The following is a 16,223-nucleotide window of genomic DNA, read 5'->3' on the forward strand; positions in this document are numbered from 1 at the left end:
ATAAAATATGTATCGTTTTTTATTATAAGTCTAGTTTACTGAAAAAGAAATATAAGAGTCGTAACGTAATAGAAATGCAAAGAAAATGTCAGAAAATGTGTGAAATTGTAGTATTTTTTCATATAATTCATTTCTTATCTTTCATGAAATTCATTTTTTATGTAATATATATACATAAGAAGATGTAGCGATTATCGAGAATGAAGAACTTCTTGTATAGACTAGGAGTGAATGGGAATGGATTTTGCAACAATTATTGGGCTCATTTTAGGATTTGTAGCGGTAGTAGTAGGGATGGTCGTCAAGGGCGCTGACATAACAGCCTTATTGAATCCTGCCGCAGCATTAATTATTTTTATCGGTACATTTGCTGCAGTATGTATAGCATTTCCGATGAATCAACTAAAAAGGGTTCCAAAATTATTTAAAGTTCTTTTTGGTTCAAATAAAAAGGATTTAAGTTATGAACAGTTGCTAGAATTATTTGTTCATTGGACATCAGAAAGTAGAAAATACGGTATTTTGTCTTTAGAGCAACAATTAGACAAAATTCAAGATGAATTTCTTTTGCGTGGTATGAAATTTGTGATTGATGGCGTATCCGCAGAAGATCTAGAACAGATTTTAGAAGCTGAATTAGAAGCAATTGAAGAAAGGCATGCAAAAGGAGCGGCAATTTTTTCTCAAGCTGGTACATATGCACCGACATTAGGGGTTTTAGGTGCTGTTATTGGTCTTGTAGCTGCACTTGGCAATCTAACTGATATTGAAAAGTTAGGTCACGCTATTTCGGGTGCTTTTATTGCAACGATTTTTGGTATTTTTTCAGGCTATGTATTATGGCATCCATTTGCAAATAAACTAAAGCAAAAATCTGCAGCTGAATTAGAGAAAAAACGTTTAATTATTGATTGTTTATTAATGTTACAAGAGGGTACATATCCGTTTATTATGAAGAACCGCATTTTAGGTGCACTTTCTGCAACTGAGCGTAAAAAGCTAGAAAAAGGAGCAGAAAAAAATGCGGAGTAAAAAAAATAGAAGAGGCAAAAAGAAAAAACACGAAGAACATATCGATGAAACTTGGTTAATCCCTTATTCTGATATGTTAACGTTGTTATTTGCATTGTTCATCGTTTTATTTGCGATGAGTAGTATAGATGCTGCGAAGTTCAAACAGATGGCAGTAGCATTTCGAAGCGAATTAGCAGGTGGAACAGGAAATAAAGAGTTTTTAAGTGATCAGAAGCCAAATGATGAAAAGGAATTATCAGCAAGTAGCCTTGAGGCAGAACAAGCAAAAAAACAAGAAGAAGCTAGAGAAAAAGAAAAAAAAGAAATGGATGAATTGAAAGCATTACAAAAAAAGATTGATCAATATATTAATGAGAAACAATTATCCTCTTCTTTTCAAACTAAATTAACTGAAAAGGGATTAATGGTGACAATATTAGAGAATGTGCTGTTTGATTCGGGGAAAGCAGATGTGAAGTTAGAATCACTAGGGATTGCAAAAGAGATGTCTAGCTTACTTGTTTCAGCGTCACCTCGTGAGATTACAGTATCTGGTCATACGGATAATGTCCCTATTGCCAATGCGCAGTTTGCATCGAACTGGGAATTAAGTACGCAGCGTGCAGTTAATTTTATGCAAGTATTACTCCAAAATAAAGAATTACAACCAGAAAAATTTAGTGCGATTGGTTACGGAGAATACCGTTCAATTGCTCCAAACGATACACAAGAAGGAAAGGCAAAGAATAGGCGTGTGGAAGTGTTTATCTTGCCTTTAACAGAGAAGGGAAAATAAAGAGGATGGCGAATGCCATCCTCTTTATTTTGCATCAAATGATTTTAAGTTGTCGCGACGGATTTTATCTTTTTCTGCATCTGATTTTTTGAAATCATAATCATATAAAGCGCCTTCCCAATCGCCATACATTGGATTCGGGAAAACAATAAATTTCTCACCAAATTGTGCTTTCGAATCTGATACTGCTTGATTGCGGTCTTTTACAGACTTTCCATCAAAACCAGTGAAATCAGATAAGTTATCACCGAAGAATAAGAAGATATCATGTGTTTGCGAAACGAGTTCACGGCGTTTTTCTTTTCCTTTTTCTTTCGGATCTTGTAGTAATATATGTTCTTTCGTTGCTTGAGGAGCACCTACACGCTCAAGATTTTTAATTGTTGCATCTAGTTGGTTCGTTTTACGATTTGAGATGTAATAAATATCTACACCTTTAGACTCCGTATATTTTAAGAAATCAATTGCGCCTGGAAGGGCTTCAGCTTCGGCCTTATTAATCCAATCATCCCATTTGTAAGGATAGCCTTTTCCTGTTTTTACGCTCATTGCTTGATGAGGGCTGTTGTCTAAAACAGTTTCGTCTAAATCAAGTACGATAGCAGGCTTTTTCTCTGTCCCTTTTGCAAGAGCTGCATCAAGCTTCAATTGACCGATATTGTACCCTTGGTAGTAAAGTGCTTTCGTTTCACCGGCTGTTTGATACCATAAATCAGCCATTAATTGCTGTTCTGTTAATTTTACTTTTTCTTCTTTTGCCACTGTTTTCTCTGGTGTTCCTGAACATGCTACAAGCGATGTAGATAGAACCGCTACAGATAATAAAGTGGTAATACCCCTCTTCATCTTCATATGTATCCTCCTTGATGTTAGAAAATCATCTTATATTATATATTAAAATATAAAAATTTTTTATGAACATTTGCATATTATCTTTTGTATATATAGTAGTATGTCCTATATTAGAAAGATGAGAAAAATAATGGAAATCGTTTTGACAACTTTTATTGTCGAAATGACAATTATAATTGACAAATGACATGATATTATTTACAATTTTAACTAAATAGAACAAATGATGGATTAAGGAGATGTTACATACTAAGAGGATGAAGTGTAGTGCTATATTTTATCCTGAATAAACATAGTCTTTGAAAGAGAGTATGAATGATATTAAAGGGGAGGCTTTATACTTTGAGTTTACAAATTCAGAACTTAACGAAACTATTTGGGGAATCAAAAGCAGTGAACGGTTTGCAAATTTCGTTACCAAGAGGTGAAGTACTAGGATTACTTGGACGTAATGGTGCAGGGAAAACAACGACAATCAAAATGCTTCTCGGATTATTAACGCCAAATGAAGGCTCTATTACATGGGATGGAAAAACATTTGGGACTAGTGGGGTAACGATTGGGTATTTACCAGAAGAAAGAGGTTTATATACAAAAAGTAGAGTAATAGACCAGTTGCGATATTTTGGTAGATTAGAAGGAATGTCGAAAAAAGAAGTAGATCTTGCTATTGATCACTGGTTAGAGCGATTAGCAATACCGGAATATAAATTTAAAACGGCAGGAGAGCTTTCAAAAGGAAATCAGCAAAAAATCCAATTAATTGCTGCTCTTCTTCATAATCCTGAACTTCTCATTTTAGATGAACCATTTAGTGGACTGGACCCAGTTAATGCTGGAATGTTAGCTAGCATTATTGAAGAACAAGTACAGAGCGGAAAGACCATTATTTTATCTAGTCATCGTATGGAACAAGTAGAGGCTTTTTGCCAACATGTATGTATTTTGAAAAAAGGCGAAGCAGTCGTAAAAGGCCAGTTAAGTGATATTAAAAAAGAGTACGGTTTCCGTAATTTAACGATTGAAGATACAGAAGAGAACGCGAAGGGATTAGAAGCTATTCATGTATCCTATGAAAAACAACAAGGCCTTCTTTATGTGCAAGTACAAGATGATGCAGAAGCTCTAAAGATTTTACAACAGTTGCAAGAACAAGGTGTTACCTTACGACAATTTAAAATGTTAGAGCCGACGTTAAACGAAATCTTTGTAGAGAGGGCGAAATAACGATGCGTAAATTTTCTCACGTATTTTCATTTTATTTCAGGGAAGCATTTTTATCTAAAAAATCATTAATTACGAGTGCGATTTTATTTTTAGTTGTGTTTGGACTTTTCGCATTTAATCATTTCACTGCTGATAACGATAAAGGAAAAGATAAATTTGCTGTAATAACGGAAAGCGATACTTATAAAGTGCAAGAAAGTGATGTAACAAAGTTACTTCCGTCTGCTAAAGTAACTGTAGAAAATAAGGATAAATTTAATGAGCTACGTAAGCAAGTGGAAGATGGGGATTTAGACGGTTTATTCCATATTACAGAAAAGAATGGTATTCCGGAAGTGACGTATATGTATAGTGGTTTTCCGAGTCAATCAACTGCTACACTTATGGCAAGTTATTTAAAGGAACAGTATACAGCGGTAATGATTGAAAAAAATAATGTATCTGCCGAAGTAGCAAAACAGTTACAGATGGAAATTCCGTTAAAACAAGAAGCAGTAAAGGATCATGCATCTTCCTTTGGAATTGGTTATGTTTTCTCCTTTGCTTTATATATGTTTATTATTGTGTTTGGAACTGCAATTGGGACGACGATAGCCTCTGAAAAGTCATCTCGTGTTATGGAGTTAATGCTTCCGAAAGTAAAACCATTAACAATGCTACATGCCAAAATTTTAGCAATTGTTTCTAGCGCTTTACTATTACTAGTTATTGCTTCCTTCGGTTTTCTTGTACCATATTTATTAGGTTGGGTAGATTTAGAAAACGCATCTTTAATAGGACTTACACTAGACTTTTCTAAATTGGATGCGGTAGTAATTAGTATGTTCGTTGTATATTTTGTTACGGGCTACTTACTATATGCAATGTTATATGCAGCGGTTGGGGCTGTTGTATCAAAAATTGAGGATGTGCAATCTCTTTCGTTCCCAATTACTATGTTAGGTATAGCAGCATTTTTCATTAGTATTAAATCATTATTTGATCCTAATAGTACATTAGCTGTAGTTAGTTCATATATTCCATTCTTTACACCTATGGTTACATTTTCAAGACTTGTAGCTGGTGAAGCAGGTGCTGTAGAAATTGGTGTGACATTAGTAATTTTATTGGTGACTATCGTTATCATCAATATGCTTACAAGTCGCATTTACGTAAATGGCGTAATGAATTACTCAGATAAAGTGAAATTTAAAGATTTAGCGAAGTTTATAAAGCGTCAATAATGAGAGAAAAGTATGATTTCCTATTGGAATCATGCTTTTTCTTTATGTATAAATTAAAAATAGTATATAATAATAAGAGTCGTCTTTTAATAGAATGAATACAAAGGAGGGTGTGCAGATGGGGATTAGTAGTCGTTTTACAGTAGGTGTTCATATGTTAACGTTACTTGCGATAGATCGAAACTCTCGCTGTACCTCTGAATGGATTGCTGGTAGTGTGAATACAAATCCAGTTGTGATTCGTCGCATTACAGGAATGTTGAAGAGAGCAGGACTTGTTGATGTACAAGCTGGTAAAGGTGGTACGACACTTGCTCGTGATTTAGAAGAAATTACATTACTTGATGTATATAAAGCAGTGGAAGTTGTAGAAGAAGGACAACTATTTTCCTTCCATGAAAATCCCAACATTGAATGTCCAGTAGGAGCTAATATTCAATCAGTATTAGAAATTATTTTAATGCAAGCGCAAGAAGCGATGGAAAACGTACTTGCAAATGTAACGGTAGATCAATTAGTTACAAACTTAAAGTCTAAAATGAAAGAGTAAAAAAGCGAGCAACCTCATAATGAGGGCTCGCCTTTTTTTATTCAGAAATATTGAAAATTCTATTTTTCAGTATTTAAAATGAATTTACCAACAATAGCTGCTACGATACCACCAAGAATTGGTGCTACGATGAATACCCATAGTTGAGAAAGTGCTTCTCCGCCAGCGAATAGAGCTGGTGCGATACTACGAGCTGGGTTAACAGAAGTTCCAGTTAACGGAATTCCTAATAAGTGAACTAAAACTAATGTGAAACCAATTACTAATCCTGCTAGAGAAGAACTTCCTTTTTTACCTGTTACAGCAACGATAACTAAAATGAATACGAAAGTTAAAATAAATTCAACTAGAAATGCTCCAGATAAACCAAGAGTTCCAAAACCATTTTGTCCTAAATTATCTAAAGGTGTTTTAGCAGAGCGTAAAATCGTTACTAACGTTGCAGTTCCTAATAAACCACCTAAAATTTGAGCTAATACATAATAACAAAGTTCCATAGCGTTCATTCTTTTGTTGATGAACATAGCTACTGATACTGCTGGGTTAATGTGACATCCAGAAATTGTTCCGATGCTATATGCCATAGCCACAATAGATAGACCGAAAGCCATAGCGATTCCTAATGTTCCAATTCCTTCAATTCCGCCGCCAATGACAGCTACTCCAGTTCCGAATAATACAAGTACAAATGTACCAATAAATTCAGCGATTGCTTTTTTTAACATAATTTACCTCCTAATATTGCGCATGAAACGTATTATAACATAGGTTTTAGTATAAACAGCTAATGAAATACTATTCTGATAAGGCGAAATAGGGGGACAATAAAAAAAGAGTATAGTTCTTTGTTAGAGAACTATACTCTTTTTTATGCAGTTTTTTTCTGCTTAACGACTGGAGCAGAACGGTTTAAAACGCTATTTGCAACCATTCCTAACATAATAATAATCATTCCTAGTAGGGAAAGACCACTCGGAAATGAACCATTCAAGAAAACAATTTCGCCAAGCACGGTAAAGACCATCGTTCCAGCTTGCGTTGCTTCAACAGCTCCAAGTAGAGAGAGGTTATCTTTGGCTAAGTCAGTAGCAAAGAAAAATGTCATCGTCGCAATCACGCCAGAACATAATGCTAACAAAAATCCTTGCAACATTTGGCTGGATGTTGGAATACCAGTAGTAGAAAATCCGTATATACCAAGTAAAATTGTTATAGGTAGACTTCCTATTGCCATTCCTAATACACGTTGGAACGTATCAAGACGTCCGCCAACAAGTTCCATCATTTTTCGGTTGCCGAATGGATATAAGAAGGCTGCTACTACGACAGGTAAAAAACCTGAAATGAACTGAGTCATTGTAATATGACCTGCTGCAGTCGCTTGCATACAAATTACACCAAGTAAAATAAATAATGCGACATATAAACTACGAAGTGGAATTTTTCCGCGTACAAGTTTTGTGCCTGATTTCGTTTCTAATTTAACGAAGAATAATGGTGATAAAAGTAAACCTGCTAATATAGTAACTTGCCAAGTTCCAGCAACGAGCCAAGCTGGAGAAAAGACAGCTGCGAAACTTAATAAAGAATAGAAACCAATACCAGCAACGGAACCCCATCCGATCCACGCTAATGGATGTTTCTTTAATTCTTCCCATAAACCCCTTAAGTTTTTGCGAAATAAAACGATAAGGAATAAAATAGGGAGAGCAAATAAAAAACGGAAGGAAGCTGTCCAGGCCCAGCTTGTTCCAGATACATTCATCGCTCGATTAATAATAAAGGTTGCGGAAAAAAAGGCTGATGATAAAAGGCCTAATAAAATTGCGCGCATGAAGTATAGCACTCCTTTCGGAATTTGATGATTATGTATAGTATAATATACTTAAAAATAATAAAAGTAAACTATTTTATACTTTAAGGTGGTTTTATAGATGAAAGAACATGAAGATATGCAAACGAAAGAAGTCATTCAGCAAGTAGGTCAGCTGTTAAGACAAATTCGAAATGAACAAAAATTAAGTTTAGAAGAATTAGCCCAAAAAACTGGGGTTAGTAAATTAACATTAGGAAAGATTGAAAGAGGCGAAACGAATCCGACGCTAGCTGTCATTTGGAAAATAACGAAAGGGTTATCGATTCCTTTATCGAGATTGATGGTTGTTGGAGAACCTGTAGCTGTGGCGCGCTGCGGAGAAGGATTTGCAGTAGATGTAGGACAAGCATGGCATTTAGAAACGATGTTCCGCTATACGAAAGAAACGGGGATGGAAATGCATCGTGCTTGTTTAAGATCGAATAGTATATATGAACCAGAAGCTCATCATGAAGGTGCTATTGAGCTTGTAACAGTAATGAAAGGGAAAGTATTGATTCAAGTAGAAAGCGATGTATACGAATTAAATGAGTTTGACTCTATTCAATTTGAAGCGAATAAAAAACATAGTTATAGAAATGAAGAAGATGAAGTAGCAGTATTACATTTAACGATGAAATATTCTTCATAAAAAAATCACCTATAGAATTCTATAGGCGATTTTTTATATTTAGATTAAGTATATGCAGGATGCCACTAGTAAGAGCGTGGCATAAGTAATAAACAAATAAAATAAACTAAAAACCCCGTCCCAAAACATAAAATAGCAATGACCCAAAGTATGCGAATGAGAGTAGAGCTAATATCAAAATATTCCCCTAAACCACCGCATATACCAAATAGCATTTTATCAGTTTCGGATTTACATAACCTTTTTGACATCTTCCAATCCACTCCTTTTTATCCCGCTTTAACGAGCAGTAAGAACTCCACCTAAAAATTCAGCGAAAGCAAAGAAGTTAGATGGGGGTTAACTACCCGTAAAAGCCCGATTGGTTTAACTAATGATCAGTGGGGGGGATGCCCCCCCACTGATCAAAGTTTCACTTTATAGCAAGCTATATACTTCTATTCTATATGGAAATTTATGAGAAGACTATGCCGTTGTATTACATTTTTTTTAGGGAACAGTCGTATTAATTGTCTTAATTTTCAGTTGATATTAAAATTATAGTAAGAGGTAACTTTTAATAAAGGGTGGGGGAAATAGAGATGACAGTATATTGGCTGACTAATGTAATGCTTGAATCGGGGTATACATATGAAGAGGGGAGAATTTCCCAAACAGAAACAGAGTTATGTAGTTTACTCATTGAAGATGGACGAATTAAAAAAATGATAGCAGGGGCTGTTCAAGAGGAAGGAGTATTAATTCTTGATGCTAATCGTTTATTGATTTTGCCAGCTTTCGAAGAGATGCATATTCATATTGATAAGACATATTATAGTGGCCCTTGGAAAGCTTGTATGCCAGCAGAGAATATTTTTACGCGTTTTAATGAAGAAGAAAAAATTCTGCCGAAGCAATTAGCAACTGCTCAAGATAGGGCGGAAAATATGTTAGCGTTATTGCTTCGAAATGGTGCAACGAATATAAGAACGCATTGTAATGTTGATCCGATTATTGGACTTGGTAATTTGGAGGCGACGTTAGCGGCGTTGGAAACGTATAAAAATCAGGTTTCTGGTAGAATTGTTGCTTTTCCGCAACATGGATTATTGCGTAGTAATTCTGTACAACTTGTGAAAGATGCGATGCGTATGGGTGCGCATCTAGTCGGTGGAGTGGATCCAGCTACAGTGGATAATGATATTGAAAAATCATTACATACCATTATGGATATCGCAGTAGAATTTAATGCGGATGTTGATATTCATCTGCATGATGCGAATAATCTTGGGACGTTTACGATGAAGCGATTGGCAAGTTTAACAGAAGAAGCGGGATGGCAAGGTCGCGTAACAATTAGTCATGCACTTGGACTTGGTGGTGTTACGGATAAAGAAGTTGAAGAAGTGGCGGAAAGACTAGCTGCTTTAAATATTGATATTACTTCAACGGTGCCAATTGGGAAACAAGTAATCCCAATTCCGTTATTAGATAAAAAAGGTGTGAAAGTTTCATTAGGAAATGATAGTATTACTGATCATTGGTCACCGTTTGGCACAGGTGATATGCTGCAAAAGGCAAATCGATTAGCGGAACGTTTTGGCTGGAGTGACGAAAGGTCTTTAGGAAAAGCCCTTCGCTTTATTACGGGAGGAAAAGAAACGTTAAACAATGAAGGGAAGCGAGCATGGCCGAATATAGGAGATGAAGCGAGTTTTGTTTTGACGAATGCAACATGTACTGCTGAAGCGGTAGCGCGTCAAACAGAGAAACGTTTAGTCGTGCATAAAGGGAATATTGTTGTTGGAAGTTTAAATGAGGTGGAATTAAATAATCTTGTGTAAAAGAATCGTGTAAATGTTTTGAGGAGGGTTCTAATTGTGAGTGTAGAACCCTTCTTTGTTATGCTTGCAATATATTTCTTATAGGGAAGCTAGAAAGGATGAAAAATTTGGACAATCAACATAACCAAAATCATATTATGGGAACTTTGCAATGGTTTATATTTTTATTAGCGAATTCAATCGCACTACCAATTGTCGTTGGCGGATTATTTCATCTTACAACGGAAGAAATATTTTATTTAATGCAGCGTACGTTTTTTGTAGTTGGTATATCTTCTTTTTTACAAGGGTGGCTTGGACATAGACTACCAATTGCGGATGGACCAGCTGGATCGTGGGTTGGAGTATTTACCGTACTTGCTTATGCAACGGCCGGGCAAGATCAATTACATAGTACGTTGCAAACTTTAGAATTAGGAATGATAATTTCCGGTGTTATTTTAATAGGATTAGGAGTCACTGGTTTTATCGGACGTATTTTATTTTTATTCACGCCGCTTGTGACAGGGACGTTTTTACTTTTATTATGTTTACAATTAAGCGGTGTATTTCTAAAAGGAATGCTAGGAATTACTGCTACTGTTTCTCAAATCGATGGATTTACAGCGATAATTGCGTTTAGCATATTTCTTTTCGTTATTATACTATCTAACTTCGGAAAAGGTTTTGTCAAAAGTTATGCGGTTTTAATAGGATTAATTAGTGGGTGGATTCTTTTTCTCATTGCAGGAAAAATGACGATTCCATCTCAAGTAACTCATTTTGTGCAACTTCCGCAAATATTTGCTTGGGGACTTCCAAAGTGGAATACAGGTATGGCTGTATCCAGTTTTGTTATGGTATGTATTTTAGTTTCAAATACAGTGGCAGCTATTATAGCAATTAATCAAGCTACCATTCAAAAGGGGACTATTGAACAAAAACAGTTGAAGGGTGGTACGTGGGTTGGAGGGATTTCGCATATCATTTCTTCTGTATTTTCAACTGTAGGTGTCGTGCCGTTACCAGCAACGGCAGGATTTATACGTTTAACGAAACAAAAATATATACGATCGTTCTTACTAGCATGTTTGTTACTAGTCGTAATGTCGTTGCTTCCAAATATTATTCGTTACTTAGCATCGTTACCACCCGCTGTCGCATCTGCGGTTTTAATGGCTTCGTTCGTACAGTTAATTGGAATTGGGTTTCATAATATAAAACAAGTGCCAATGAGCGAAAGGAATGTAACGGTTTTAGGAGTTTCTGTATTATTTGGAAGCGGTGTTATGTTTTTACCGTCTGGAGCACTCCAATCACTGCCGTCTGTTATGCAATATATATTCGGGAATGGTTTGTTCGTAGGTACAGTTGTCAGCATATTACTAGAACAAATATGGCGTAATGAAAAGTGAGTGGATACAAAGAGTGTCTGCACTGTATAAAAGTCTAAAATAACATGTGAAATAAAGCCTATTTTCATTCACCACCCGCACATTTCGTTCATACAATATCTTGACTAAATAAACACCCAACTTACACATACACGGCTCTGGCTTAAGCAAGGAGGTTTATACCAGTTGAAGGAAAAAGCGTATCAATCTAAACCGTTACTCACAAAGAGAGAGAGAGAAGTATTTGAATTACTGGTTCAAGATAAAACAACGAAGGAAATTGCAGGTGAACTTTTTATCAGTGAAAAAACAGTACGCAACCACATCTCAAACGCAATGCAAAAGCTAGGAGTTAAAGGACGTTCACAAGCAGTTGTTGAGCTTCTTCGCATGGGAGAGCTCGAACTATAAAAAGAAAGCCGACTTTTATATGAAGAGTCGGCTATTTTTCTGTTTATATTTTGAACTTAAAAAGGTATTTCAGACTTTGAGAAGGAAGATATGTTTAAGAAAGAAACGTTAAGAATAACTACTTTAGAACATGATGAGGCATTCAGGGTAGGTATCTTTGTCATTCACAAATAAGAAGGTGCAAATATGAAGTTGTATTTTAAGGATATGGAGATAGGTGAAATTAAAGATGTTTTTGGAGACATGCCATGGATGTATGGAACAATTCGTCTATATGAAAATAGTAAACCGTTCCAAAAATATTTTCGTGAGATGGTAGACGAAGATAGTGGATTTGATTTTGAAAGCATAGATCCTGAATTTTTATATGAAGGAAATTGGTCTGTTTTTGATGAGGATAATCAGCGGTATTTAGGGATTGATATACCTGCTATTCATATGGAGGATAACACGATTGCGTGGCGTTGGAGATAAAAGTTATAAGGTTGTGAAAATCTTCGTACGAAAGAATTCAAACGATAACAACAAGTTGACTTTTATACAAAAGGTCAGCTTGTTGTTATCGTTTTTTTCGCTTGCTATATGAATGATAGGAACACTCCATACATAAATAGGTAGTAAGGAGGGGATATGTTGAAAAGGATATTGTTAGTTTCAACAAGCGCTCATGATATGAATGGACACCCGACTGGTTTGTGGCTGGAAGAGCTCGCAGCTCCTTATAATGTATTTAAAAAAGCTAAGTTCGATGTTGATATTGTGTCGATAAAGGGCGGTAAAGTACCTATTGATAGAGTGTCTATTCCGAACGGGATACCTCGCGAATTTAAGTATGTCGCTTCTTTATTGCAAAATACGAAGCCGATCTCGACGGTTCATTTTTCGGATTATGATGCGGTTTTATTTGGTGGTGGGCACGGGGCAATTGTAGATTTTCCAGGTAATCCATATGTTGCAAATTTGATTGAGAATATGTACAACAATAACCGGATTGTAGCGGCTGTTTGTCACGGAGTAAGTTCTTTAGTCGGTGTGAAAAATAAAGATGGCTCGTTTTTTGTTGCTGGTAAGCGTATAACAGGTTATACAAACGATGAGGAAAAAGCTGTGCATTTAGAAAAGCGAGTGCCGTTTTTATTAGAAAGTAAATTGAAAGAAGAAGGAGCTTTGTTTTATGTTGCTCCAAATTTCACACCGCATGTAGTAGTAGATGGGCGTTTAATTACAGGGCAAAACCCGCAGTCTAGTATGGAAATAGGGAAAGCTATAAGAAGAGCTGTAAATAAATTATAGAAAAGGTGCTCGCTTTAATTTCTGCTCATTTCTTCTTATTAATAGGAATGTCTTCTTTCCAAAAAAAGATGGAGCAATAAATACGCACTTTATTATAGAAGAAACCGACTTTCATATAGAAGGTCGGTTATTTTTCTGTCTTGCAAATTATGAAAAAAAGGAGCAAAATAAAAAAGGTCCTAGTCTATACAGGTACAAATGAAAATTTTCATACAGAAGCAGTTTAAGTTAGCGAACTTAAACTGTGTAAAATATAATGATAAAATAAGATGATGAATGAGAAAACGGGTGATGAAGTTGAATAGAGCAATCGGTGTTATCGATTCAGGAGTTGGCGGTTTAACAGTAGCGAAGGAATTAATTCGTCAGTTGCCGAAAGAGCGTATTATATATTTAGGGGATACGGCACGTTGCCCTTATGGTCCACGTTCTCGAGAAGAAGTGCGTCAATTTACGTGGGAAATGACGGAGCATTTACTAGATTTAAATATCAAAATGTTAGTTATTGCGTGTAATACAGCAACTGCGGTTGTATTAGAAGAGATGCAGAAACAATTACCAATTCCAGTGGTAGGAGTTATTCACCCAGGATCACGTACAGCTTTAAAAGTGACAAACACGTATCATGTTGGGATTATTGGAACGATTGGAACGGTGAAAAGTGGTGCATACGAAGAAGCGCTAAAGTCTATTAATAACCGTGTTATGGTAGAAAGTTTAGCGTGTCCGCCTTTCGTTGAGCTTGTAGAGAGTGGGAATTTTGAAAGTGAAATGGCGTATGAAGTTGTACGAGAAACGTTGCAACCGCTGAAAAATACTGATATTGATACACTTATTTTAGGTTGTACACATTATCCAATTTTAGGTCCTGTTATTAAAAAAGTAATGGGAGATAAAGTACAACTCATTAGTTCAGGTGATGAAACAGCGCGCGAAGTAAGTACAATTTTATACCATAGTAAAATGTTGAATGAGGGAGAGGAACAAAGTGATCATCTCTTCTTAACGACAGGAAAAATAGGCCTATTTAAAGAAATTGCATCAAAATGGTTCGGTCAACCGATTGAAAATGTAAAACATATTTATTTAGAAAAAGAATAATAGTAGAATTCGTATAAGTGAGCTCCTGAGAAATCAGGAGTTTTTTTGTTTATAGGAAGCACAGCTTGTTCTAAAAAGTGAAACAGCTCGTATACATAATAGTACAAACTTAGATTTTAGGGGGGAATGGCATGCCTAAATCCACTTTTAAATGGGTTGTTGGTGCTACTGTGAGCGCTGTTTTACTAACAGGGTGTGGCTTTATAAATCAGGAGAAAGCAACGGAACAAATTGATCCGCCAAAACAAGTTACGTATACAGAGGGTGGAAAGAAAGAAGTATCTAAGAAAGTTAAGCAAGGGCAAATGGTGAATAGAGAACTATACCTTGTTGATAAAAATGGCTATGTTGTACCTCAAACGCTAGCTATACCTACTCCGAAAGCAAATGAGGTTATTCAGCAAACGTTAGAGTACCTTGTGAAAGATGGACCGGTAACGAATGTATTACCGAATGGGTTCCGTGCAGTCATTCCAGCGAATACGTCGATGACCCTAAATTTGAAAAAAGATGGGACGGCAGTCATTGATTTCTCTAAAGAAATGAAAAACTATGCAAAAGAGGAAGAGCGTCAGATGGTTGAGTCAATAGCCTGGACGTTGACGCAATTTAAAGAAATAAAACAAGTGCAGTTCCAAATAAATGGTGAGAAATTGGCAAAGATGCCTGTTGGTGGTACACCGATTGGTGAAGGGGTGAGCCGTGCTAACGGTATCAACTTCGATGATGAACAAGTAGCGGATGTAACAAATACAAAACCGGTTACACTTTATTTTATGGCACAAAATAATAATAAGCAGCAATACTACGTACCAGTAACACGCCGCGTTGTAGAAGGAAAAGAAAATGATTATGCAGCAATTATAGATGAACTTGTAAAAGGACCGATTCATCAATCGCTTCTGAATGATTTTAATCCAGGAGTTAAGTTGATTACGAATCCGAAGTTACAAGATGGAAATCTTACATTAAACTTTAATGAAAATATATTTATAAACCCAGATAAAAATATGGTTTCAAATTACGTATTGAAGTCGTTAGTTTTATCTTTAACAGAAAAGAAAGGCGTGAAAAGTGTTTCTATTGAAGTAAATGGTAAAGCGAATCTTATAGATGAAAAGGGCGGAAAGTTAATAAAACCTGTCGATCGTCCAGAAAACGTGAATACAGGTAGTTTTTAATCTTCAATAATTTGATATACTTAAGTAAGAAAGGGGAATTGCTTTTTGGGTTCCTCTTCTTTTATTGTATACATATCATACATTTAAATTTGGCTATACTAACAAGTAGTTATGAGGAGGTTATTTTTATGCGAGTAGATGGTAGAGAGAAAACAGAATTACGCCATATACATATTCATACGAATTATTTAAAACATCCAGAGGGATCAGTATTAATTGAGGTTGGGGATACAAAGGTAATTTGCTCGGCGACAATTGAAGAGCGTGTCCCACCGTTTATGCGTGGAGAAGGAAAGGGCTGGGTAACAGCTGAATATGCGATGATTCCACGTGCAACAGAACAACGTACAATTAGGGAATCAAGTAAAGGGAAAGTAACAGGACGTACAATGGAAATCCAGCGCTTAATTGGACGAGCATTACGTGCGGTAGTTGACTTAGAAGCACTTGGTGAGAGAACGGTTTGGATTGATTGTGATGTTATTCAAGCGGATGGTGGAACGAGAACTGCTTCTATTACAGGTGCATATGTAGCAATGGTATTAGCATTTGAGAAGTTATTACAAGCAGAAAAAGTATCTAAAATTCCAGTAAAAGATTATTTAGCAGCAACGTCAGTAGGAATTGTTGAAGAGCAAGGTGTTGTTTTAGATTTAAACTACGCAGAAGATTCTAAAGCAGACGTTGATATGAACGTAATTATGACTGGAAAAGGTCAGTTTGTTGAAGTGCAAGGAACTGGAGAAGAGGCGACGTTTAGCAGAGCGCAGTTAAATGAATTACTTGATGCTGCGGAACAAGGTATCTTCCAACTAATCGACATGCAAAAAGAAGCGTTAGGTGACATCGTATCTCATATAGAGTAGAGGTGG

Annotated in this window: 18 protein-coding genes; 14 read left to right on the forward strand and 4 right to left on the reverse strand. The window is 36.0% G+C overall.

Annotated elements, in window-relative coordinates:
* The first annotated feature begins 237 nt into the window (after window positions 1-237).
* Both motA and motB read left to right on the forward strand, forming a co-directional pair.
* Window positions 238-1,032, forward strand: coding sequence for a flagellar motor stator protein MotA (gene motA / locus ABH961_RS09940; RefSeq protein ID WP_048541276.1), 795 nt, complete (start codon window positions 238-240; stop codon window positions 1,030-1,032).
* A complete protein-coding gene (motB, locus tag ABH961_RS09945) occupies window positions 1,022-1,810 on the forward strand; it encodes a flagellar motor protein MotB (protein ID WP_001256743.1) in 789 nt (262 codons plus the stop codon). The genes motA and motB overlap by 11 nt, the downstream gene beginning before the upstream one ends.
* A 24-nt stretch (window positions 1,811-1,834) precedes the next feature.
* Here motB and ABH961_RS09950 read toward each other — a convergent pair whose 3' ends face one another.
* Window positions 1,835-2,662 (reverse strand): 5'-nucleotidase, lipoprotein e(P4) family, encoded by an 828-nt coding sequence (locus ABH961_RS09950; protein ID WP_098079517.1) that lies wholly within the window; start codon window positions 2,660-2,662, stop codon window positions 1,835-1,837.
* A 342-nt stretch (window positions 2,663-3,004) separates the two neighbouring features.
* Between ABH961_RS09950 and ABH961_RS09955 the strand changes: the two genes are divergently transcribed.
* From ABH961_RS09955 to ABH961_RS09965, 3 genes are all read left to right on the forward strand, one after another.
* Window positions 3,005-3,889: an ABC transporter ATP-binding protein gene (locus ABH961_RS09955; protein WP_048541284.1), complete on the forward strand. Its 885-nt coding sequence runs from the start codon at window positions 3,005-3,007 to the stop codon at window positions 3,887-3,889.
* Window positions 3,890-3,891: 2 nt separating this feature from the next.
* The gene (locus ABH961_RS09960) at window positions 3,892-5,112 is read left to right on the forward strand and encodes an ABC transporter permease (RefSeq protein ID WP_098048059.1); all 1,221 of its coding nucleotides are present in this window, start codon (window positions 3,892-3,894) and stop codon (window positions 5,110-5,112) included.
* 118 nt (window positions 5,113-5,230) lie between these two features.
* A complete protein-coding gene (locus ABH961_RS09965) occupies window positions 5,231-5,662 on the forward strand; it encodes an Rrf2 family transcriptional regulator (RefSeq protein ID WP_000512998.1) in 432 nt (143 codons plus the stop codon).
* A gap of 59 nt (window positions 5,663-5,721) precedes the next feature.
* Here ABH961_RS09965 and ABH961_RS09970 read toward each other — a convergent pair whose 3' ends face one another.
* Both ABH961_RS09970 and ABH961_RS09975 read right to left on the reverse strand, forming a co-directional pair.
* Window positions 5,722-6,387 (reverse strand): MIP/aquaporin family protein, encoded by a 666-nt coding sequence (locus ABH961_RS09970; protein ID WP_000913204.1) that lies wholly within the window; start codon window positions 6,385-6,387, stop codon window positions 5,722-5,724.
* Between the two features lie 143 nt (window positions 6,388-6,530).
* Entirely contained in the window at window positions 6,531-7,496 is a 966-nt protein-coding gene (locus tag ABH961_RS09975) for a DMT family transporter (protein WP_098847996.1), read from the reverse strand.
* A gap of 100 nt (window positions 7,497-7,596) precedes the next feature.
* Between ABH961_RS09975 and ABH961_RS09980 the strand changes: the two genes are divergently transcribed.
* The gene (locus tag ABH961_RS09980; protein WP_048541290.1) at window positions 7,597-8,169 is read left to right on the forward strand and encodes a helix-turn-helix domain-containing protein; all 573 of its coding nucleotides are present in this window, start codon (window positions 7,597-7,599) and stop codon (window positions 8,167-8,169) included.
* Window positions 8,170-8,234: 65 nt separating this feature from the next.
* On the opposite strand, the gene ABH961_RS09985 is transcribed toward ABH961_RS09980, so the two are convergent.
* Entirely contained in the window at window positions 8,235-8,420 is a 186-nt protein-coding gene (locus ABH961_RS09985; RefSeq protein WP_000044335.1) for a PspC domain-containing protein, read from the reverse strand.
* 330 nt (window positions 8,421-8,750) lie between these two features.
* On the opposite strand from ABH961_RS09985, the gene ABH961_RS09990 reads away from it, so the two are divergent.
* From ABH961_RS09990 to rph, 8 genes are all read left to right on the forward strand, one after another.
* The gene (locus ABH961_RS09990; protein WP_048541292.1) at window positions 8,751-9,992 is read left to right on the forward strand and encodes an amidohydrolase family protein; all 1,242 of its coding nucleotides are present in this window, start codon (window positions 8,751-8,753) and stop codon (window positions 9,990-9,992) included.
* Between the two features lie 98 nt (window positions 9,993-10,090).
* Window positions 10,091-11,386 carry a purine/pyrimidine permease gene (locus ABH961_RS09995; protein ID WP_048541294.1) on the forward strand — a complete coding sequence of 432 codons (1,296 nt, stop codon included), beginning with the start codon at window positions 10,091-10,093 and terminating at the stop codon, window positions 11,384-11,386.
* Window positions 11,387-11,551: 165 nt separating this feature from the next.
* Window positions 11,552-11,776, forward strand: a complete 225-nt coding sequence (gene gerE / locus ABH961_RS10000; RefSeq protein WP_000659484.1) for a spore germination transcription factor GerE — start codon at window positions 11,552-11,554, stop codon at window positions 11,774-11,776.
* Window positions 11,777-11,962: 186 nt separating this feature from the next.
* Window positions 11,963-12,250 (forward strand): hypothetical protein, encoded by a 288-nt coding sequence (locus tag ABH961_RS10005; protein WP_048541328.1) that lies wholly within the window; start codon window positions 11,963-11,965, stop codon window positions 12,248-12,250.
* 156 nt (window positions 12,251-12,406) lie between these two features.
* Entirely contained in the window at window positions 12,407-13,069 is a 663-nt protein-coding gene (locus ABH961_RS10010; RefSeq protein WP_048541330.1) for a type 1 glutamine amidotransferase domain-containing protein, read from the forward strand.
* Window positions 13,070-13,360: 291 nt separating this feature from the next.
* The gene (gene racE / locus ABH961_RS10015) at window positions 13,361-14,170 is read left to right on the forward strand and encodes a glutamate racemase (protein WP_000774001.1); all 810 of its coding nucleotides are present in this window, start codon (window positions 13,361-13,363) and stop codon (window positions 14,168-14,170) included.
* 131 nt (window positions 14,171-14,301) lie between these two features.
* Window positions 14,302-15,351 (forward strand): spore germination protein GerM, encoded by a 1,050-nt coding sequence (gene gerM / locus ABH961_RS10020; RefSeq protein WP_048541332.1) that lies wholly within the window; start codon window positions 14,302-14,304, stop codon window positions 15,349-15,351.
* A 128-nt stretch (window positions 15,352-15,479) separates the two neighbouring features.
* The gene (gene rph, locus ABH961_RS10025) at window positions 15,480-16,217 is read left to right on the forward strand and encodes a ribonuclease PH (RefSeq protein ID WP_001261765.1); all 738 of its coding nucleotides are present in this window, start codon (window positions 15,480-15,482) and stop codon (window positions 16,215-16,217) included.
* Window positions 16,218-16,223 lie beyond the last annotated feature (6 nt).

The sequence above is a fragment of the Bacillus sp. RC251 genome (genome assembly GCF_044908765.1).
In the GTDB taxonomy this organism is placed as follows: Bacteria; Bacillota; Bacilli; order Bacillales; family Bacillaceae_G; genus Bacillus_A; species Bacillus_A wiedmannii.